This is a genomic window from Bradyrhizobium sp. STM 3843 (assembly GCF_000239815.1).
Lineage (GTDB): Bacteria > Pseudomonadota > Alphaproteobacteria > Rhizobiales > Xanthobacteraceae > Bradyrhizobium.
The window spans coordinates 1-19,271 of the sequence record NZ_CAFK01000084.1 but is presented as its reverse complement, the minus strand read 5'-3'; the positions used below and the strand labels follow the sequence as shown (position 1 = coordinate 19,271).

Here is a 19,271-nt window from a genome sequence, read left to right as displayed (position 1 = left end):
CGCCACCGGGGGTTTGGGCAGCAGGCCCGCCAGCGGCCGGCCGAATCGGGCCAGCCAGGTCGCAAGCCGGAACGCGCCCGGCCGCGGCAGCACATGCGCAAGCACCGCGCGCAGCAGACGATCGGCCAACGGACGCGTGTAGGTTTTCTCGATTCGCACCCGCGCCTGGTCGACCAGATGCATGTAGTGGACACCGGAGGGACAGGTCGTCATGCAGGACAGGCACGACAGGCAGCGGTCGATATGCTTGACGACCTCGGCCGTGGGCGGCTGGTCCTTTTCCAGCATCTGCTTGATCAGGTAGATGCGCCCGCGCGGACTGTCGAGTTCGTCGCCGAGCAGCACATAGGTCGGACAGGTCGCGGTGCAGAAGCCGCAATGGACGCAGGCGCGCAGGATCTTGTCGGCGACCGCGATATCGGGATCGGCGAGCTGGGCCAGAGTGAATTCGGTTTTCATGGCGCCACACTCCGCCGCAGACGGCCACGATTGAGAACGGCCTTCGGATCGAAGGAGGCGCGCACGCGCGCCTCGAGCGCGGCCACCCCGGCCGGTTGGGGTTGGAAAACATCGACCGCGCGGCGGACGTCCTCGGACGCCCGCAGCAGCGTGGCATGCCCGCCGACGGCGCCGACATGCCGGCGCACGGCCGCCGCCGCGGCATCGCCCTGCGGCGGCAACGCCAGCCAGATCAGGCCGCCGCCCCAGTCATAGATCACCTCGCCGCCCGTCTCCTGCGCGAGCAACCGCCCCAACGCCCCCCCGGAGACCGGCGGACAGACGATCCGCCACACCGGCCAGGCCCCGAGCGGACCGTTGGCGGCAAACGGTACGACGTCGCGGATGGCGCTCCAGATCGGCGCGGATGCGGCGTCATCGAGGATTTCGGTGGTTCCGAACGGCGCCAGCTGCTTGGCGAGCGAGGCTGCGCGATGGGCCGCCGACGCCGTGATGCCCTCCAGGCGCACCAGGGTCAGCGACTGCTGTGGACCGGCAATCGCCTTCAGCCCATCGGTCTCGGCAGACGCGATCGAGGCCGGCAGATGCGCCGCGCCCGACACGTCGAACGGCGAGCCGAGCGCCGCGGTCATGGCCTGATTGGCCGTACCGTCATCGAGGCCGCGCAGCACCACGGTCCGCTCGGCCTCGGGACGCGGCATCACCTTCAAGGTCACCTCGGTCATGATCGCAAGCGTGCCCCAGGAGCCGGCGAGCAGCTTGCAGAGATCGTAACCGGTGACGTTCTTCACCACCTTGCCGCCGGTCTTGAAGCTCTCGCCGAACCCCGAGACCGCATGTGCGCCGAGCAGATGATCGCGCGCGCCGCCGGCCTTGATCCGGCGCGGACCGGCCAGCCCTGCCGCGATCATGCCGCCGATGGTGCCGCGCCCGGGCGCGCCCAGGAGCGGGCCGGTGTCGACCGGCTCGAAGGCGAATTGCTGGCTCTTGGAATCGATCAGCGACAGCACGTCGGCGAGCGGCGCGCCGGCCTGCACCGTGATGATCAGCTCGTTCGGCTCATAGGAGATCACGGCATTCAGGGACGACAGGTCCAGCACCGCATTGGTCGCCGTCGGCTGGCCGATCGCCCGCTTCGAGCCGTGGCCGATGATCTCGATCGGCTGGTCGCCGGCGATGGCGGCGCGCACCACCTCCTCGACATCGGCTGCGTTCCGTACTTTGAGGGCGTCCACCACCGCTGGCCTTACTTGATTGTGACGATCGGACGGACGCGCGAGGCGCGCCCGCTGCCGTTGGAGACCTTCTAAAGCGTTGGAGCGCGGACACAAGGCCGGGTGTGATGGAACGTTCTTGAGCGCGGAAGCGGACCTGCACAGCGCCTCGCGCGTTTCCGATCGCTCGGCCTCGCCGCGCGGATGACGCGCGAGGCGCGCTCTGACGACCAGGACAACCGGAGTGCTCGACCATGAATGCCCCGTCTCGACCGCAAGCCTCCGCAGCCGGACTGACATGTGATTCACGATCCACTCCCGTCGGAACAGCTGCAGCCGGCGCAAGCGCGAGCCCTGCACCGGGCACCCCGGCCGCGCAGCTGGTTTCGCGCAACCTCAGCACGCCGCGTCACACCACGCACTATCTCGAGAGCGGGCCGGCCGACGGACCGCTGATGATGTTCCTGCACGGCTGGCCGGAACTCAGCCTGATCTGGCGCGCGCAGATGGAGGCGTTTGCCGCCGATGGCTGGCATTGCATCGCGCCCGACATGCGCGGCTATGGCCGCTCCTCCGCGCCCGCGGCGATATCCGCCTATGCCAACGAACACGTCGTCACCGACATGGCGGAGCTCCACGACCACCTCGGCGGCCAGCCTGCGATCTGGGTCGGCCACGACTGGGGCAGCGTCATCGCAGGCGCGCTGGTCGCGCACCAGCCTGGGCGCAGCCGGGGCGTCGTGCTGGTCTCCGTGCCGTACTTCCCCGACGCCAACGCGCTTCCGACGCTCGTCCCCCTGGTCGATCGGGCGATCTACTCCGTGGAGCGCTATCCGGACGGCCAGTGGGACTATTACCGCTACTACACGACGCACTTCCAGGCGGCGGTCGCCGATCTCGATGCCGACAAGGCGGCGTCGCTGGCCTCGATCTATCGCCGCGGCGATCCCGCCGCCATCGGCCAGCCCTCGCCGAACGCGTCGGTCACGCGCAGGGGCGGCCGCTTCGGCGCCGCGCATCGCGCCCCGCCCACCGAGCCTGACCCCGCGCTCTGGCCCGCGGCCGACTTCGACGCGCTGGCAAGGGCGTTCGATCAAAACGGCTTCCGCGCGCCCTGCGCCTGGTATCTCAACGACGATGCCAACATCGCCTACGCCCGCACGGCTCCCAATGGCGGCCGGATCACGCAGCCGGTGCTGTTCGTCAACGGCGACTACGACCAGATCAACAGCATCAGCGGCAATCGCCTCGGCGACCCCATGCGCGCGGCCTGCGCGGACCTGAGCGTGACCTGCCTGCCCGGCGCCCACTGGCTGCCGCTGGAATGCAAGGCGGAGCTGGTCGAAATCATCCGGAGCTGGCTGCACGACAAGGCGCTGTGACCACCGGTGAACCGAACGGTTCGGAGCGCATCGGGTCCGGCCCCATTGGAGCCTTTCTGATGCGTCGGAGGCCGGACACAAGGGCGGCGTGACGGAACTTGCGGCCCTCGCGCGGCACACCTGCCGCAACGTGACGGAGAGCAATCGCATATGAGGAAAAAGGCTTGGTGCGCAGTCTTACTGCGGTCATCCTTCGAGACGACCGCCTGCGGCGGTCCCAGGGGATGAGGACCATTTTTCTCGCGCGATTTTAGACCCTCATGGTGAGGAGCGTCGCTCTTGCGACGCGTCTCGAACCATGAGGCCCCCGATTCGAAAGGCCATGCCCGATTACCCTGCCAACCTCATGGTCTCCGGACCTGTGCCCTGCGCGACATCCATAGTTCATCCGCGATCGAACTATCCGCGGCTGAAACGGAGCTATCGATGGCCCCCGCGGATACCCGAACGAGAGGATGACGACATGGCGCAATATGCAATCGACACGAAAACCGTGAGCGAAGCCGTCAGCGGCGGCGGCCTGCTGGTGGTGGCGCAATGGGAAGCCAAGGACGGCGAGGCCGACCGCGTCGCCGAGATCCTGTCACGCTTCCTCCCGGAGGCGCAGAAGGAGCCCGGCGCCCAATTGTTCCTGATCTCCCGCGCCAAGGACAACCCGGCGCAGTTCCTGTTCTACGAACTGTTCCGCGACGAGGCTGCCTTCAAGGCGCACCAGGAGAGCGACCACTTCAAGACCTACATCGCGGGCCAGGCCCTGCCCCTCCTGGCACGGCGCGAGCGGATGCAATACGGGCTGATTTAGGGCGTGAGCCCATCAAGACCGGGACTGGGGCGATGCCGGCCTGTCCGTTTCCTGCAAGGTAACGGGCACGCAGCCGTCAGAGTGCGCTTTTTAGCGCCGACGTCCGCCGCTGCGCCTTTAACGAAGTGCACCGTAATTCGGATACCTGGGCTGGCGAGATCGGGTTGAAGCGGAAGGCATGACGTTGTTGGCAGATCTCGTTGGCCGGATGTTGAAAGGAGCTCGGCCAGCCGAAGAAGGTGATGGCTCCAATCCGACGATGGCTGTACGGTGGCGTCCGAGATAGCACCAGCCTCTGGATTAGCGGGCGGCTTCGCAAGCGAGTACGCCGAGCCGCTCCGAAGCATCCGCGGCCTATTGGCTTGAGGACAAACAATGATCGTAAGTAGACGTCGTTCCGGTGGACAACGCGATCAATGCAAGTCCGCTCAAGTTACCGATGCAGCGACGGGCGACAAGCTCAACAAGCAGACGTCGGCCAATGATCGTCGGCTTCTTGAGCAGTGGAAGACGATCGAGGTGCAGCTTGAGACTGGTTATGCTCCCGAGAAGCAGCGCGTGGTCGCCGCGCTTCGCAGCGCGACCGCAGAGGTCGACGATCTGCTACGACTGATGCACACACCGGAGGTCATGGCATTTCTGCAGATACGTCTGGAATTGAAGGAAAAGGTCAGTCCTCCTGTCGAGCAATTTCTTGATGCTCTTCAAGATATGCTGTTCAAGCCTCTGCCTGTTATTCCGGCCTCGGTGCAACATCACGTCGCTAATCTAATCGAAGGAAAGGCGGGACAGGTCGGGCGACCGAAGCTGCATCCGATCCGAGCCGAATCCGAACAGCACCAAAGGGCTGAAAAACTGATCCGAGAAGTGCGTCGGCTCAAGGGCCAACTCGCTGGCTCGAACTTGAAGGCGTTTGCTCGGTATTGCGAACTATATGGCGGCAAGCCAAGCTCGATTGAGCGGCGCTATTGGGAGGCTCTCACGCTGTGTCGAAAACGTCGCCAGGAGATAGCCGGTTACGTTCGTCACGCGGCGCAACTGCTCGGCGAGCACCCGATTGGGATGGCAAAGCGAATACTTCGACAAAAAAATATCACCTGAGTTCGCAATAAGTTAAGTCAAAAATCGAGCCCTGCGAAAAAACATCAGATTTTCTTCGCAGGTTCACATTCCGAGATGATCTTGCCAATTTCTGCCCCAGTTCACGCCAGAACGAGGAGCACGCGTACAGATGGCGAATTGGGTGAAGCGAACGAAAATCCGGGAGGCCACCAATAGCCCTCTCGGCAGGACCAAGACTGACGAGCCAATTGCCAAAGAGTTTCTCCGGCAGCACGGAGATGAACCTCTTCCGATCACCTTGCGGGGATCGGAATCCTCTTCGACGACGCCGACGAGTGAAACAATCCGCATTAATATAAAGGTCTGGTTCGGACGCTTTCATATTGAACGCGTGACCAAATGGCGATGATCGCCTATGATGAGCCGTCCAGAATCACGGAATTACGGTGATGCTGCACTTTAATATTTCACCGGATTTGGTGCACTGTCACCGTAATTCCGAATTTGCGCTCATGTTAAACCCCTTAGATCGCCGAATCACGGCGACAGCGTATAAAGTAATTACCTTCGTCTTCTTGCTTCAGGGTGGGTAACTGTGATCGTGCTGGCATTGGGCTCGGTCGGTTCAAACCAGTCGTCGCTACTGGTGTAAACATCCATGATCGTCGTGCCGTCGTCCGTGTAGGTTCTCCCCTTTTCGAACCGATACATAGAATATTCAAGATCGGCCGAGCACGACTTCTTGCAGAGGTACGTTGGAAACTTCTTGGGCATCGGCCTCTCTCTAACCTGTCTCAGTAGCCTTCTTGCGACGCCTCAACATAGCCGAAGCAGCTACGATTGCAGCAATTGCAATACAAGCAACGCGCTCCTGCACGATGCGCGTCTAAGGAGACGGCTTCGTTGATTGCGCAGAAGGTGGCTGCGCGGCAGACTTCGAACTGGTATTAACCGCCTGGTTTGGCTGCGCGAGCAGCAAGAAGACAAACACAACCCCTATCATCGCAGCGCCAATCAAGTAAAACGCCTCCAGTCGGCGATCCGAGTTCATTTGTATGCCGAGGATTTTGACGTTTCCGCTTGCTTCCGAGATTGTCATCCCAAGACCTATTCCAGGAATAGATGAAGCATAGCGCTTTTCAATCTTGGCCGAGTGCATGACCGCGCCCTTGAGAAGGACATGGTACCAATATCGATCCATAAAAAAGAAGCCAACCCATGCGAAGAAGGCCGCAGCCACCAACCCGAGCCCTGCGGGAATGGCAGTTCCGAAAATATGAGTTTGAAGACCCTGCTGGTAGGTGAAACTAACCGACGCTATGAGAGCACCAACGACGGTTAGTGCGAAGTTTCGAATGCGCATTTCCAAATCATTAAAGTGCTGATGTACGTCGACACATTTCTTCCAGATTTCGATTGCGTTTTTGGTTTCCTGCTCTGCGCTGATTTGGTCATCAGCTGGCTTAAACGCGACGAAGTCACAGTACATGAAGATTTCAGCAAAAGAATCCTTCAGCACAACAGACGGTGTGAAGCTGTGCGCCTTCGACGTGATGGCGACCTCGCGGTCAACGTCTTCCTGCGTCCAATGTGAAACGTTCTGCAGAAGTTTGTATTCCGGCTTGCGCTGGCTTTCGCCGTACCGAGCGTGAACATCGAGGACGCCAACGTCGCGCGCCATAGCGACGTCCTTGAAGAGGCTATCGCCAATGTAAGCGCAGCGGTCCGCCGTAGCACCGACGGTCTTTAGAATATCAAGCAAGACTCTTGGATTGGGCTTCAGTTCGCCAGGAGGCGTATGGCGAACCTGTGTGACCTGGAGTTGATAAAATTCATCGGGATGACGGCGCAGCTTTTCCACGGAAACACCTGCTGGTACTTCATGATCTTGTGGGCTGAACAAGACGTCGATCACGCCGTCAAGGCCAAAGCGCTTCAACCGATACGCACTGTAAAACCCCATCGATTCCGTGTAGGCGACAATCTTCGTGCCCTTTTGCTTTAGATCCCAAAGACTAGGAAATACACTCGGATACAGCTTGAGCGTCTGATCGCGACCGGCGCGAGACTTCTCTATCGCGTCATGGAACACTTCGCGGATCGGAGCCTTGGCGCGCTGCGCTTCAAGTAGATCCAACTCTTCAAGTAAGAAAGTATATTCTGAAGTCCGGTGCTGCTGATGCACCTTACGGATCGACGCTTCGACTTCGGAAACATGTTTTCCAGATATCTTTATGATGTCGTCGTAGATCGGACGGAAGGACGCATACCAGACTGCGAACCAGTCGAAGATTGTGTTGTCGAGGTCCAAGATGACCGTGTCGATAGTCTTACGCGTCATGTTCATCCCAAATGGTCGGTCGGCAAAGGCCTGATGCCCACGCCGCCGTTGTAACGTCCCGCCTACTTCGGCCCAAAAGCCCGAAAAAGCCGAGCTTTTCAAAGTCGCTTGGACGCCAAGTCCGATCAGAACAAATATAGAACATTTAAACTATTTTGTCGAGGGGACCTATCGAGCGTTAGTGCTGCCCCTCGCGTCGTGAGCGCGTCGCGACGTGTGCGACTCGGGATCTTCAGGTCTTGTCACGCCATAGTCGAACGCCGCGCGCTTCGCCGTTGGTGAACTCGACGCCTTCAGCTTCCAAGATCCTCTGTATCGCTTGCACTGCTCTCGGCTGAGGCTCTTCGCCCGCTTCCAACCGCGTGACCGTGCTCGGCGCGACCTTGCTTTCTCGGCGAGTTCTCTGATGCCGAGGCCCAATGCGGCGCGCCATGCGACATTGTGCTGCGTTCATTTCGTTGCTTTGTACCGATTTCGGCTTTCCATACCGATATCCTGGGCCAAGTTCGTTCGTCTGTACGATTACCCGATTTTGCGAGCATTCACGATGCCGAACATGCGCGTTCCGGCGAACGCTGTTCCTTCACTTTGCAGTCACGCGTCGACAGTTGCTCATGGGCACTTCGGCATCGGCTGCTTCGACCTCAGCAGCTGCGGCAAGAGGCCAAAATCGTCCGCGCGAAAAAATTCATTTCGCGAGCACTTTCAACGCAGAACGCCTGATACCCTTCAGGCGTCGAGAATTTCCTCTTTCGTTTTTACCGAAATCATGCAATCCTCCGCCCATCCTGCTTCGCCGAGAGGGGCGTACGCGCGGTCGTCACGATACGTGAGGTGGGGATGCGGTGGCCGTGTCGGGTCGCAGCGTGACTTAGGTTATGCCGACGAACGACTGCGACGCGGACGCGAAATCGTGTGGGCCTGGCCTCCCGGTGCTGGGGTCAGCGCAACGCGCAAGCGTTGTCGCGAAAACGGGGGCAATCGAGCCGGTCCCCGGGGCGAGCACGTATATGCGTTAAGACCAGCGCGCGGGGAATGCCGGATGCTCGGCTGAACCTGTGGTGACTGCCGCCTGCTTTTTGTTTGCAGGCGGGCCATGGGTGAGGCCTTCACCCGGCATTCCCCGTGCCCTCTCGTTTGCTTTCGAAGGGCAGACGGTCGCAACAGCTTGGGCGTCATGCGCCGCGAGAATGCGAAGTCATGCCCGATAATTGAGATATGAACCTGGATCTGATGCGATGATGGAAGTCGCCATGGCATTGACCACGCCATTCCCTGCCCTTCGGCCGAGGCGATCGCATATGCTGTCACTGTTTTTGACAATGCATCCACATCGTCATGGCCGGGCTTCGACCCGGCCATCCACGTCTTTCTTCCCCTCGGAGCCAAGACGTGGATGCCCGGCACAAGGCCGGGCATGACGAGATCGTGGGACGACTTGTCAAAACTGCGAACAGCGACTCCGCGGCCTGACCGCGATATGCGACTGCCATGCTCCCCGAAGCGCTCTTCAGAATCTCGGCAGGTCCGGGAATGCCAGCTTGCCGGCATGGACGTGCATGCGGCCGAGCTCGGCGCAGCGATGCAGCGTCGGGAACACCTTGCCCGGATTGAGCAGACCCTGGCTATCGAACGCGCATTTGACGCGCTGCTGCTGATTGAGATCGATCTCGGTGAACATGTCCGGCATCAGGTCGCGCTTCTCGATGCCGACGCCATGCTCGCCGGTCAGCACCCCGCCAAGCTCCACACAGCAGCGCAGGATGTCGGCGCCGAACGCCTCGGCCCGCTCCATCTCGCCGGGCTTGTTGGCATCGTAGAGAATGAGCGGATGGAGATTGCCGTCGCCGGCGTGGAAGACGTTGGCGCAGCCGAGCTGGTACTTCTCGGAGAGCTGGCGGATGCGCGCCAGGGCCTGCGGCAGCGCGCCGCGCGGAATGGTGCCGTCCATGCAGAGATAGTCCGGCGAGATGCGCCCGACCGCGGGAAACGCCGCCTTGCGGCCGGCCCAGAACAAATTGCGCTCGGCCTCGGAGGTCGAGATCCGGCAGGAGGTCGAACCGCAGCCATTGGCAATCGTCTCGACCCGCGTGATCAGCTCGTCGACCTCGACCGCGGGACCATCGAGTTCGATGATCAGCAGCGCCTCGACATCGAGCGGATAGCCGGCGTGGACGAAGGCTTCCGCCGCGTGAATCGCCGGCTTGTCCATCATCTCCATCCCGCCGGGGATGATGCCGGCGCCGATGATGCGGGCCACGCATTCGCCGGCGGCCTCGACCTCGGCGAAGCCGACCATCAGCGCGCGTGCCGTCTCGGGCTTCTGCAGGATGCGCACGGTGACTTCCGTCACCACGCCGAGCAGGCCTTCCGATCCTGTGATCAGCCCCATCAGGTCATAGCCCGCGTTCTCGGCGCACTTGCCTCCGATTCGCAGGACCTCCCCGGTCATCAGCACGAGCTCGCAGCCGAGCACGTTGTTGGTGGTCATGCCGTATTTCAGGCAGTGCACGCCGCCGGAATTCTCGGCGACATTGCCGCCGATCGAGCAGGCGATCTGCGAGGACGGATCGGGCGCGTAGTAGAAGCCGGCATGCGCGACCGCCTGGCTGATCGCGAGATTGGTGACGCCGGGTTCGGTGACGACGACGCGGTTGTCGAAATCGATCTCGCGGATGCGCTTGAACTTGCCCAAGCCGAGCAGCACGGCGTCAGCGAGCGGCAGCGCGCCGCCCGACAGCGAGGTTCCGGACCCGCGCGGAACCACCTTGATGCCCTGCGCGTGACAGTACTTCAGGACCTTCGAGACCTGCTCCGTCGTGTCCGGCAGCACCACCACCATCGGCGGCTGCCGATACGCCATCAGGCCGTCGGACTCATAGGGAAGCATCTCGGCGGCACTGTCGATGACGCCTTCGCCGGGTACGATCGCGCGCAAGGCGGCGACGATCTCGCTCCGGCGCCCGAGCACGGCCTGATCGGCTTCCGGCATCTTGATCGCCATCGCGTTCTCCCTCAGGCGCGCGTTTCGATTTGTCCAGTCCTATCAATCACAACCGCAGCGGTTTGGATAGGCGGAGCTATCCGCTTTGGATCTTTGCTGCTACGCAAACAGATCGGAAATATTGATAAGTCCGGGCGGCGCGTTGCGGCTTGTCTCTGCCGGAACGCCATGCCACAAACCGGGCGCATAGTCGTTCCGCAAAACACAGAGCCCCAGATCCATGAACAAGCTGATTTTGAGTGCGTTCGTCGTCATGACCGCATCGTCGCTGGCCTCCGCCGCGCTGGCGCAGGATGCGGCTGCCGGCAAGACCTCGTTCAACAAGTGCCTGCCCTGCCATTCGATCGGCGAAGGCGCGAAGAACAAGGTCGGCCCCGAGCTCAACGGGCTCGACGGCCGCCACTCGGGCACCGCCCCGGACTACAATTATTCGGACGCCAACAAGAACTCCGGCATCACCTGGAACGAGGCCCAGTTCAAGGAATACATCAAGGATCCGAAGGCCAAGATTCCCGGAACCAAGATGACGTTCGCCGGCATCAAGAACGAGACCGAGATCAACAATCTGTGGGCCTACCTCTCGTCGTTCGACAAGGACGGCAAGCAGAAGCAGTGATGCACGGCGGCGCTGCAGCGCCGCGTGGTCCTGCAACACTGATCAGAACGCCTCGGTCCTACGGACCGGGGCTTTCTCGTTCCGAACGATCACGGACCCGTTGGCAGTGCGTTTGCCAGCCTCATCCCCGCGATCATGCGATCGACCTCCTCGATCACGAGCTCAGGGACTGCATTCTGCACCATGTGCCCGAGATCCGGCCGCACGATCAGCCGCGTCTGCGGCACGGCTCGCGCGAACGGGCGCGAATGGATGTCGGTGAAGACGGTCCGGTCGGCGTCGCCGGCGATGATCGTGACCGGTATTTTGATCTCCCCGTAGCGAGGCGCCTGCTCGCGCACGGCCTGCTTCAGCGTCGCCAGATCGCGCGCATTGGCTGCGAATTCACGGGGCCGCAGCAGCAGCGGCGTGGCGGTCTGATCCAGGAAATCGTCAGGCATCGGCTGCGGCAGGAACACGCCGCGTGCGGCGGCCTTCGCCAACAGGAGGCCCAGAGGCAGCGTGATCGTGTTGGCCAACAGCGGCCCGATGAGCGGGGTTGCGACGGCCTCATTGTAACGACCGACCCCGCCACGCCAGGGATAGGCCACCGGCGCCAACATCACGAGCCCGGCGACGCGGTGCGGGAAGTCGAGCGCCATCCGGGTCCCGAGGGCACCGCTCCAGGAATGGACCACCAGGATGACGCTGTCGACGCCGAGCCTCTGCAGCACGTCCTCCAGCATCCGGGCCTGGATCGCGGGGGTGGAGTCCTCCAGACGATCACGCTCGCTCCACCCGTGTCCGGGGCGGTCCACGAGCAGCACCCGGTGATACCTCGCAAGCAGATCGCCGAGCGGTCGACGCATGGCATCAAGGTTCGAGCTCGCGCCGTGAATCAGCAGCAGCGGCGGCTCCGCGCCGTCGCGGGGGCCGATATCCACAAGATTAATGTTCGCGCCTTCGATTTTGATCGCCTGACCGGAAGCGGGATAGCGCCGCTCCACCGCTACTACCCCGAGGTGCGTTACGACTGCCAACAACCCGAGAACGCAAATAAGTATGATTGAAATCATTGATAATTTTCTGCCTGTCATATGCCAGATACGAAGGCAGGGTGGGAAAGGTTGCGAATCATCCCGGCCCGTCGCCCGGTTGCGGGCGCGAATCCTGTCATCAGCGCGTCGTCGGCCATTTTATAACCATGGTCCGGACTTTTTGTTGGACGTGGGCGCATGCCATCACCGCTGACGACCCGATCGATCCACGTGATTCACAGCAACTGGGATCGGGCCGCGAGAGTTAGTCCTGCAGGGTTTTGGGAGGGGGTATCCGATGAGTTTCCGTTCAAGCGAGGCGGCTATCGACGAAATCGTCGCAAGCTGCAATGGCGATCTGCGCGGGGCGTTGAAGGCGCTCCTCCTCGTCAACGAGCACCTGGAAGCCGAAATCGTCCAGCTTTATGCGGCGGCGGCGCAATACGGTCTGACCGAGCGGCGCAGCACCGCGCTGCATTGATCACCGACGAAGGCCTGCTTTCGCCGCATCAGTCGTCGCGCATCAGTCGTCGGCAGGGTCCTGCTTGTTGGGACACGCTCCAATGGTGGAGCGCGCCAGCTTTGCGTCGGCGAGCGATTTGTAGGGACCGTCGGCGAACCAGATGTCGCCGACGATGACGGGATTGCTGGTCACGATGGCGCACCGGTCGGCCGCGCGGTCTCCCACAACCCAGAACAGGTCTTCCGCCAAGCTGGCGGTCGCGAACAGGACGGTCAGGCTGGCTCCCAGCACCCAACGTTGCATCTCGATGCTCCCGGCGTTGATGGCGGCCAAGCGCGACTTAATGAGGGCCGTTATGGGGAACAAGGGCGGCGCCGGAATCATGGTTAACCGACCATGAACGGCGCCTGCGCGCTATACCAGCTAGATGTCGCGCCCTTCGACCTTTTCGCTCAAGGTTTTCACCAGCTCCGGCACCTTCTCGAGATGCGGATTGACCTCAAGCGCCTTGCGGAAGGCGTCGAGCGCGCGCTTGTCGTCGCCGAGATCCTGCATGATCATGCCGAGCCCGGCGAGCGCGCCAAAGTGCCGCGGCTCGCGCGCCAGCACCTGCTGGATATCGGCGAGCGAACGGGAATAGTCGTTCTGCAGATAGTACAACGTCGCCCGGCGGTTCCAGGCTTCGACATAATCCGGACGGAGCTTGATCACGGCGTCCAGCAGCTTGAGGGCCACGTCGCTCTGGCGCGCGTCCATGGCGGCTTTGGACCGCGACATCAAGAGCGCTACCGTATCGCTCGGCGTTTGCAGCCAGATCGCCCAGATCCGCGCCTCGACATGACGGGCGCTCATATCATCGGGAGCGGCCTTCAGCGCGCCGAACAGGAAATCGAGGCCCCGCGTCTTGTCGGCGCCAACCTTAGGCAGCTTCGCCGGCGCTTCCGGGAGCTTCGGCTTGGGCGCGGCGTGCGGGTCATCCTGCGCGTGAGCGAGGAAGGGGACCGCTGCGAGAAACGCGGTGAGCAGAATTGCGCGGAATGATTTCAGTGCCATCCCTGAAATCTAGACGCAGTCAGCCGAGCTTGCAAAGCAAGTCGCGTGTCAAAGCCCTGTGAGCCGCACGTCTTGGAGAGCGCAGGCAGCCGCAATCAGCCCTGGCGAGCCTTGAAACGGCGCTGGACCTTGTTGATAACGTAGACACGGCCCTTACGACGGACGAGGCGGTTGGCGCGATGGCGTCCACGCAGCGATTTCAGCGAGTTACGGACCTTCATGGGACGTCCTGATGCTTTTGAAAGGCCGTGTTGAACAGGCCGAAAGTAGCAAAAAAGATTCTTTTCCCGCTAGCGGCCCTGCCGCCCGAGACGGCCGGTTATTAACCACCGGCCGGCCGGATGTCAATCGGAACCCGCCGGTAAGGTCGCGCCTGGCCCCAGCATGGCGCCGAGCGCCCTGCGTGCAAGGGGCAGAACGGCCAAGATCCTTGATGCTGCCCATTGCGAAATTTGTTATATCCTATAATCAATTTTTTTAACGCCTGCATCAAGCCAAGAACCAAACCGGGAACGCCCATGCCGAAGCTCGCTTTGCCGAAGATCGACGATGTCGTCGCCATCGACATTCACACCCATGCCGAGGAACCCTGCGGCATGCACCCCGACGACGGCTATGACGATTTCCAGGCGCAGATGGCGGAGTATTTCAAGTCGCCGCACAAGCACCCGCCCACCGTGCCGGAAACGGCCGCCTATTATCGCTCGAAGAACATCGCCGCGGTGATCTTCCCCGTCGATGCCGAACGCGAGACCGGCTTCCGCCGGTACAACAATTACGAAATGCTCGAGGTGGCCTCCGAGCATCTCGACGTGCTGATCCCCTTCGTCAGCATTGACCCGCACAAGGGCAAGCTCGGCGTACGCGAGGCGCGCAAGCTGATCGAGGACTACGGCGTTCGCGGCTTCAAATTCCATCCGACCATGCAGGGCTTCTATGCCAACGACCGCATGGCCTATCCGCTCTATGAGGCGATCAACGACGGCGGCGCGATCGCGCTATTCCACACCGGCCAGACCGGCGTCGGCAGCGGCATGCCCGGCGGCATGGGCATGCGGCTCAAATATTCCAACCCGATGTATATGGACGACGTCGCGGCTGATTTTCCTGACCTGAAGATCATTCTCGCCCATCCCTCCTTCCCCTGGCAGGAGGAGGCGCTGTCGGTCGCGACCCACAAGCCGAATGTCTATATCGACCTGTCCGGCTGGTCGCCGAAATACTTCCCGCCGATCCTGGTGCGCTACATCAACTCGATTCTGCAGGACAAGATGCTGTTCGGCTCGGACTGGCCGGTGATCACGCCGGACCGCTGGCTGGCCGATTTCGCCAAGCTCGATATCCGAGAGGAGATCCGGCCGAAGGTGCTGAAGGCGAACGCGCGCAAGCTGCTCGGCATCTGAGCCGCTTCAGGTTTGACCAAGCGCAGATTTGCCCAAGCGAACGTGATCCCGTCCCGGCCCCCCTGCCCCGAGTCCGCATGCTAATGAGGTCAAGGCGCGGCGGACCGACCGCCGCGCCCATGCTGTCGGGAGAAACGCCGTGCCGATCAAAGCCGTGGTCTTCGACGCCTATGGCACGCTGTACGACGTCCAGTCGGTGGCGGCCGTGACCGAGCAGTCGTTTCCTGGCCACGGCGACATGATCACGCAGCTGTGGCGCATCAAGCAGCTCGAATATAGCTGGCTGCGGTCGCTGATGGGCCGCTACCAAGACTTCGCGACGGTCACGCGCGATTCGCTTGCCTACACCTTGCGGGTGCTCGGCCTCGGTTCCGATCCGGCCACCTTCGATCGCATCATCGACAAGTACCTGCATCTCGATCTTGATCCGAACGCATCTGCGGCGCTGACCGCGATGAAAGGATGCAAGCTCGCTATCCTGTCGAACGGCAGTCCGGCCATGCTGAACGCGCTGGTTCGCAACAGCGGTCTCGACACCGTGCTTGATGCCACAATCAGCGTCGACGCCGCGAAGATCTTCAAGCCGAGCCCGCAGGCCTATGCGCTGATCGAACCGGCGCTCGGCGTCAGTCCGGCGGACGTGCTGTTCGTCTCCTCAAATCCCTGGGACGTCTGCGGGGCCAAGGCTTTCGGGTTGAGGGTTGCCTGGATAGAACGAGTCACCCCACAGGCCATGGCCGCAGCCTGCGCTGCCACCGACCTCGTGCCACCGCTGACCATGTTCAAGGCGCTGCGGACACAAATGGACGAGTTGGGTTTTGCGCCGGACTATCGTATTGCTGCGCTCTCAGAACTGCCCGGGATTGTTGCAGCCACATGAGTCTGGAATCCGTCCGCGCCTTCTTCGCCGAAACAGCCCCCGATATCAGCGTCATCGAATCCAGCGTGAGCTCGGCGACCGTCGTCCTCGCAGCCGAAGCCTATGGCGTCGAGCCGGCGCGCATCGCCAAGACGTTGAGCTTGCGAATCGGCGAGCGTGTCATCCTGATCGTGACGTCAGGCACCTCGCGCATGGACAACAAGAAGGTCAAGGCGATGTTCGGCGGCAAGCCGAAAATGCTTGGGCTCGAAGAGGTCGCCGAGATCACCGGGCACGAAGTGGGCGGCGTCTGTCCGTTCGGACTGAAAGCGCCGCTGCCGGTCTATTGCGACGTGTCGCTGAAGGCGTTCGATATCGTCGTGCCCGCGGCCGGCTCGACCCACAGCGCCGTGAGGATCGCGCCTGGACGCATCGCTGAGCTGACCGGGGCCGAATGGGTCGACGTCTGCGAAGCCCAAGATCGATCCGGGGATTGATCCGGAGATCGATCAAGAGCGCCCGAACGGCTCACTCGTCGTCATCGATGTCATAGGTCCGGCGCTGGGCCGAATAGTTGTGCGGCGGCACGGTCCGAGGCTGCGCCACGCGCCGCGCGGGCCGCTGTTGGGCCTGGGGTGGTGCGCTCGGCTCAAAGACGGCGCGGCATGGCCCGGACAGCTGCGGCGTATTCTGCTTCAGACATGCGACGATGCTGTCGCGGTCGGGAATGTAGGCGCTGCACAGCCGCCACACGTCGGAAGTACAGGCCATCTGTTGGTCCATCGTGCCGCGATTATCGTCGGCGAAGGCCGCACCAGCAGAGAGCATCGGGGCAAGAACGATCATCATGTGCTGCAGGCGCATGCCGAATTCCTTTCGTCCAATCGCACACTCAAACCGCCCGGCTCGGCCGGGGGGGTTCCTGGCAATGAACGGAACATTCAAAGGTTCGGTCCAGACAAACAGACGTGATCGGGACACCTTGCACGCGCGTGCGGCGTAGCGGCGACACTTACCCGACGCAGGGGGCGCGGAACCTAGCCGACCCTGCAACGTTGGTTGTTCCACAACGCTTCGGTTCCCCAACCCTCCTTTTGATCGGATGACAACGACCAGCCAGCGCTTGCCGCGCGCCAACATAGGAATATCGGGTCTCGACGATGTGCTCGGAGGCGGGCTCGCGCGGAACCGTCTTCATCTGCTTGAAGGCATTCCCGGCACGGGAAAGACAACGATTGCGCTGCAATTCCTGCTCGCGGGCGCCAAAGCCGGCGAGAGCGGGCTCTATGTGAGCCTGGCCGAGACCGAGGACGAATTGCGCGACGGGGCAGCATCGCATGGGTGGACAATCGGCGATCGCATCCGGATCTGCGAGCTGGTGCCGCCGGAAAGCATCCTGGACCCCAACCAACATCAGAGCCTGCTGTATTCGTCGGATCTCGAACTCGGCGAGACCGTCGAGCGCATCTTCGAGGCGATCGAGAAATTTCAGCCGCAGCGGATCGTCATCGACAGCCTGTCCGAAATCCGACTGCTGGCGCAAAGTTCGCTGCGCTATCGCCGCCAGATCCTGGCGCTGAAGCATTATTTCGCCCGTAACAAATCCACCGTCATCACCCTGGACGATCTGACCACCGAAAGCACCGACCGTGCCGTTCACAGCATCGCTCATAGCGTGATCCATCTCGACCAGCTTGCGCCCACCTACGGTGCCGAGCGCAGACGGCTGCGTGTCGCCAAATGCCGCGGCCAGAGTTTTCGCGGCGGCTATCACGACTTCATCATCAGCCATGGTGGCGTGCAGGTATTTCCTCGGCTGGTTGCGGCCGAGCACCGTCACGGTTTCATCGGCTCGCCCATCAAGAGCGGCGTCTCACAACTTGATGATTTGTTGGGCGGCGGCATCACGGCCGGCTCGAGCACGCTGATCCTCGGTCCGGCAGGCACCGGCAAGTCGCTGCTGTCGCTCCAATTCCTCGCCACCAGCGTCCAGCGCGGCGAGCGCGCCGGCCTGTTCGTTTTCGATGAGGAGCTTGGTCTCCTGATTTCACGTGCCAAGACCCTTGGAATCGACATCCAGGCCATGCGCGACGCCGGCGACCTCATTGTCGAGCAGATGGACGCAGCTGAGCTGTCACCCGGCGAATTCACTGATCGCGTTCGCCGCAGCGTCGACCAGGAGAACATCAAGACGGTCGCCATCGACAGCCTCAATGGCTATCAGGCCGCAATGCCCGAGGAGCAGTTCCTCATCCTGCACCTGCACGAACTGCTGCAATATCTCAACCGCCGCGGCGCCGCCACACTGCTCACTGTCGCCCAGCACGGGCTGATGGGCGAGATGAAGCAGCCGGTCGATGTCACTTACCTCGCCGATGCCGTGATCATGCTGCGCTATTTCGAAGCGCGCGGCCGAGTGCGGCGGGCGATTTCCGTCATCAAGAAGCGTACCGGCCCACACGAGGATACGATCAGAGAACTGATGATCAACGCGCACGGCATCGTGGTCGGCGAGCCGCTCGTCGACTTTCAAGGCGTGCTGCGGGGCATTCCGACCTATGTCGGCGGCGCGGCGCCGCTGATGGAAACACTGTGAGCAAGTTCGACAGCACCGACACACACGAGCGAACGCTGATCCTTGCGCCGCGCGGAAGGGACGCCAGGCTCGCGCAGAGCATCCTGCACGAGGCTCATTTGAGCGCGCATATCTGTGGCTCCTTTCAGGAGATGGTCGCCGGAATAGCTGACGGCTGCGAGCTTGCGATCGTGACGGAGGAAGCATTCCGCGGCATCGACATCCGACCGCTTGCCGACTGGGTCAGCCGGCAGCCGGCCTGGTCGGATTTTCCCTTCATCGTGCTCACCGAGCACGGCGGAGGCATCGAACGCAATCCTACGGCCGCGCAACTGACCGAGGCGCTCGGCAGCGTCAGTTTCCTCGAGCGTCCCTTTCATCCGACCACATTGATCAGCGTGGTCCGCACCCATTTGCGTGGACGCAGGCGGCAATATGAATGCCGCAAACTCAATGAGGAGCTCGAGGAGCGCGTGCAGGAGCGCACCAAGGAGCTTGCGGCAGCGAATCGTCAATTGCTTGCGCAGATGGAGGAACGCGAGCGCGTCGAAGGTACGTTGCGGCAGATGCAGCGGCTTGAGGCCGTCGGTCAACTGACCTCAGGCGTTGCGCATGACTTCAACAATCTGCTGACAGTCGTGCTTGGCAACATCTCGTTCATGGAAAGGGATTTTGCTGCACGCGGGATCGACGGCAAGCTGTCGCAACGCCTGCAGTTCATGCGCGCTGCTGCCGAGCGCGGCGCCAAGCTGACCGACCAGCTGCTGTCCTTCTCGCGGCGTCAGCGGCTCGAGCCGAAGGTGCTCGACCTCAATCACACCGTCGCCAGCATGCGTGACCTCCTGCATAGCACGATCGGCGGCAGCATTGAGATCCAGACCTCGCTCGCCAACGGCCTCTGGCACGCGCTGGTCGATCCCACACAGCTGGAGCTCGCGGTGCTGAACCTGGCCATCAATGCGCGCGACGCGATGGGCGTCGGTGGACGGCTGACGGTGTCCACCAGCAATGCGACGCTGGGT

The 19,271-nt window shown here is 62.1% G+C and carries 19 protein-coding genes; 10 read left to right on the top strand and 9 right to left on the bottom strand.

Annotated elements, in window-relative coordinates:
• Together BRAS3843_RS11500 and BRAS3843_RS11495 are read right to left on the bottom strand one after the other, a co-directional pair.
• On the bottom strand, nucleotides 1-459 hold a 459-nt coding region (locus tag BRAS3843_RS11500; RefSeq protein ID WP_035981464.1), incomplete at its 3' end, for a 4Fe-4S dicluster domain-containing protein.
• Nucleotides 456-1,694 (bottom strand): FAD-binding protein, encoded by a 1,239-nt coding sequence (locus tag BRAS3843_RS11495; RefSeq protein WP_008969050.1) that lies wholly within the window; start codon nucleotides 1,692-1,694, stop codon nucleotides 456-458. The genes BRAS3843_RS11500 and BRAS3843_RS11495, both read right to left, overlap by 4 nt.
• 434 nt (nucleotides 1,695-2,128) lie before the next feature.
• On the opposite strand from BRAS3843_RS11495, the gene BRAS3843_RS11490 reads away from it, so the two are divergent.
• From BRAS3843_RS11490 to BRAS3843_RS11480, 3 genes are all read left to right on the top strand, one after another.
• Nucleotides 2,129-3,055, top strand: coding sequence for an alpha/beta hydrolase (locus BRAS3843_RS11490; RefSeq protein WP_201768851.1), 927 nt, complete (start codon nucleotides 2,129-2,131; stop codon nucleotides 3,053-3,055).
• 463 nt (nucleotides 3,056-3,518) lie between these two features.
• Complete coding sequence (locus tag BRAS3843_RS11485) at nucleotides 3,519-3,857, top strand: putative quinol monooxygenase (protein WP_008969047.1); 339 nt, start codon at nucleotides 3,519-3,521, stop codon at nucleotides 3,855-3,857.
• A 375-nt stretch (nucleotides 3,858-4,232) separates the two neighbouring features.
• Entirely contained in the window at nucleotides 4,233-4,958 is a 726-nt protein-coding gene (locus tag BRAS3843_RS11480; protein ID WP_008969046.1) for a hypothetical protein, read from the top strand.
• Nucleotides 4,959-5,805: 847 nt separating this feature from the next.
• Here BRAS3843_RS11480 and BRAS3843_RS38860 read toward each other — a convergent pair.
• A complete protein-coding gene (locus BRAS3843_RS38860) occupies nucleotides 5,806-7,260 on the bottom strand; it encodes an HAD family hydrolase (protein ID WP_008969044.1) in 1,455 nt (484 codons plus the stop codon).
• A 1,510-nt stretch (nucleotides 7,261-8,770) separates the two neighbouring features.
• Nucleotides 8,771-10,264 (bottom strand): FAD-linked oxidase C-terminal domain-containing protein, encoded by a 1,494-nt coding sequence (locus tag BRAS3843_RS11470; RefSeq protein WP_008969043.1) that lies wholly within the window; start codon nucleotides 10,262-10,264, stop codon nucleotides 8,771-8,773.
• Between the two features lie 220 nt (nucleotides 10,265-10,484).
• Here BRAS3843_RS11470 and cycA point away from each other — a divergent pair, with 220 nt between their 5' ends.
• Nucleotides 10,485-10,880 carry a cytochrome c-550 CycA gene (gene cycA, locus BRAS3843_RS11465; RefSeq protein ID WP_008969042.1) on the top strand — a complete coding sequence of 132 codons (396 nt, stop codon included), beginning with the start codon at nucleotides 10,485-10,487 and terminating at the stop codon, nucleotides 10,878-10,880.
• A gap of 89 nt (nucleotides 10,881-10,969) precedes the next feature.
• Here the strand turns inward: cycA and BRAS3843_RS11460 are convergent, their stop codons facing one another.
• Entirely contained in the window at nucleotides 10,970-11,935 is a 966-nt protein-coding gene (locus BRAS3843_RS11460; protein WP_008969041.1) for an alpha/beta hydrolase, read from the bottom strand.
• A 259-nt stretch (nucleotides 11,936-12,194) separates the two neighbouring features.
• Here BRAS3843_RS11460 and BRAS3843_RS11455 point away from each other — a divergent pair, with 259 nt between their 5' ends.
• Nucleotides 12,195-12,377, top strand: a complete 183-nt coding sequence (locus BRAS3843_RS11455; RefSeq protein WP_008969039.1) for a hypothetical protein — start codon at nucleotides 12,195-12,197, stop codon at nucleotides 12,375-12,377.
• Between the two features lie 42 nt (nucleotides 12,378-12,419).
• On the opposite strand, the gene BRAS3843_RS11450 is transcribed toward BRAS3843_RS11455, so the two are convergent.
• The 3 genes from BRAS3843_RS11450 to ykgO form a co-directional block, all read right to left on the bottom strand.
• Nucleotides 12,420-12,662, bottom strand: coding sequence for a hypothetical protein (locus BRAS3843_RS11450; RefSeq protein ID WP_035981466.1), 243 nt, complete (start codon nucleotides 12,660-12,662; stop codon nucleotides 12,420-12,422).
• Nucleotides 12,663-12,782: 120 nt separating this feature from the next.
• Nucleotides 12,783-13,412 carry a tetratricopeptide repeat protein gene (locus BRAS3843_RS11445; protein ID WP_008969037.1) on the bottom strand — a complete coding sequence of 210 codons (630 nt, stop codon included), beginning with the start codon at nucleotides 13,410-13,412 and terminating at the stop codon, nucleotides 12,783-12,785.
• 95 nt (nucleotides 13,413-13,507) lie between these two features.
• Complete coding sequence (gene ykgO / locus BRAS3843_RS39575) at nucleotides 13,508-13,633, bottom strand: type B 50S ribosomal protein L36 (RefSeq protein WP_006611362.1); 126 nt, start codon at nucleotides 13,631-13,633, stop codon at nucleotides 13,508-13,510.
• A gap of 297 nt (nucleotides 13,634-13,930) precedes the next feature.
• Here ykgO and BRAS3843_RS11440 point away from each other — a divergent pair, with 297 nt between their 5' ends.
• The 3 genes from BRAS3843_RS11440 to BRAS3843_RS11430 all read left to right on the top strand — a co-directional run bounded on the left by BRAS3843_RS11440 (nucleotide 13,931) and on the right by BRAS3843_RS11430 (nucleotide 16,171).
• Nucleotides 13,931-14,815: a 4-hydroxyphenyl-beta-ketoacyl-CoA hydrolase gene (locus BRAS3843_RS11440; RefSeq protein WP_008969036.1), complete on the top strand. Its 885-nt coding sequence runs from the start codon at nucleotides 13,931-13,933 to the stop codon at nucleotides 14,813-14,815.
• Nucleotides 14,816-14,954: 139 nt separating this feature from the next.
• Nucleotides 14,955-15,695: a haloacid dehalogenase type II gene (locus BRAS3843_RS11435; protein WP_008969035.1), complete on the top strand. Its 741-nt coding sequence runs from the start codon at nucleotides 14,955-14,957 to the stop codon at nucleotides 15,693-15,695.
• Nucleotides 15,692-16,171, top strand: coding sequence for a YbaK/EbsC family protein (locus tag BRAS3843_RS11430; protein WP_008969034.1), 480 nt, complete (start codon nucleotides 15,692-15,694; stop codon nucleotides 16,169-16,171). The genes BRAS3843_RS11435 and BRAS3843_RS11430 overlap by 4 nt, the downstream gene beginning before the upstream one ends.
• A gap of 31 nt (nucleotides 16,172-16,202) precedes the next feature.
• Here BRAS3843_RS11430 and BRAS3843_RS11425 read toward each other — a convergent pair whose 3' ends face one another.
• Nucleotides 16,203-16,538, bottom strand: a complete 336-nt coding sequence (locus BRAS3843_RS11425; protein WP_008969033.1) for a hypothetical protein — start codon at nucleotides 16,536-16,538, stop codon at nucleotides 16,203-16,205.
• A 238-nt stretch (nucleotides 16,539-16,776) separates the two neighbouring features.
• On the opposite strand from BRAS3843_RS11425, the gene BRAS3843_RS11420 reads away from it, so the two are divergent.
• Both BRAS3843_RS11420 and BRAS3843_RS11415 read left to right on the top strand, forming a co-directional pair.
• Nucleotides 16,777-18,270: an ATPase domain-containing protein gene (locus tag BRAS3843_RS11420; RefSeq protein ID WP_008969032.1), complete on the top strand. Its 1,494-nt coding sequence runs from the start codon at nucleotides 16,777-16,779 to the stop codon at nucleotides 18,268-18,270.
• Nucleotides 18,267-19,271 (top strand): histidine kinase dimerization/phospho-acceptor domain-containing protein (locus tag BRAS3843_RS11415; protein ID WP_035981463.1); only part of this gene is annotated, 1,005 nt, incomplete at its 3' end. The genes BRAS3843_RS11420 and BRAS3843_RS11415, both read left to right, overlap by 4 nt.

Bases quoted from the DNA above. Each gene is read 5' to 3' on its own strand.
- BRAS3843_RS11490 (WP_201768851.1), top strand. From the start codon at position 2,129: ATGATGTTCCTGCACGGCTGGCCGGAACTCAGCCTGATCTGGCGCGCG.
- BRAS3843_RS11485 (WP_008969047.1), top strand. From the start codon at position 3,519: ATGGCGCAATATGCAATCGACACGAAAACCGTGAGCGAAGCCGTCAGC.
- BRAS3843_RS11480 (WP_008969046.1), top strand. From the start codon at position 4,233: ATGATCGTAAGTAGACGTCGTTCCGGTGGACAACGCGATCAATGCAAG.
- BRAS3843_RS38860 (WP_008969044.1), bottom strand. From the start codon at position 7,260: ATGACGCGTAAGACTATCGACACGGTCATCTTGGACCTCGACAACACA.
- BRAS3843_RS11470 (WP_008969043.1), bottom strand. From the start codon at position 10,264: ATGGCGATCAAGATGCCGGAAGCCGATCAGGCCGTGCTCGGGCGCCGG.
- cycA (WP_008969042.1), top strand. From the start codon at position 10,485: ATGAACAAGCTGATTTTGAGTGCGTTCGTCGTCATGACCGCATCGTCG.
- BRAS3843_RS11460 (WP_008969041.1), bottom strand. From the start codon at position 11,935: ATGATTTCAATCATACTTATTTGCGTTCTCGGGTTGTTGGCAGTCGTA.
- BRAS3843_RS11455 (WP_008969039.1), top strand. From the start codon at position 12,195: ATGAGTTTCCGTTCAAGCGAGGCGGCTATCGACGAAATCGTCGCAAGC.
- BRAS3843_RS11450 (WP_035981466.1), bottom strand. From the start codon at position 12,662: ATGCAACGTTGGGTGCTGGGAGCCAGCCTGACCGTCCTGTTCGCGACC.
- BRAS3843_RS11445 (WP_008969037.1), bottom strand. From the start codon at position 13,412: ATGGCACTGAAATCATTCCGCGCAATTCTGCTCACCGCGTTTCTCGCA.
- ykgO (WP_006611362.1), bottom strand. From the start codon at position 13,633: ATGAAGGTCCGTAACTCGCTGAAATCGCTGCGTGGACGCCATCGCGCC.
- BRAS3843_RS11440 (WP_008969036.1), top strand. From the start codon at position 13,931: ATGCCGAAGCTCGCTTTGCCGAAGATCGACGATGTCGTCGCCATCGAC.
- BRAS3843_RS11430 (WP_008969034.1), top strand. From the start codon at position 15,692: ATGAGTCTGGAATCCGTCCGCGCCTTCTTCGCCGAAACAGCCCCCGAT.
- BRAS3843_RS11425 (WP_008969033.1), bottom strand. From the start codon at position 16,538: ATGCGCCTGCAGCACATGATGATCGTTCTTGCCCCGATGCTCTCTGCT.
- BRAS3843_RS11420 (WP_008969032.1), top strand. From the start codon at position 16,777: ATGACAACGACCAGCCAGCGCTTGCCGCGCGCCAACATAGGAATATCG.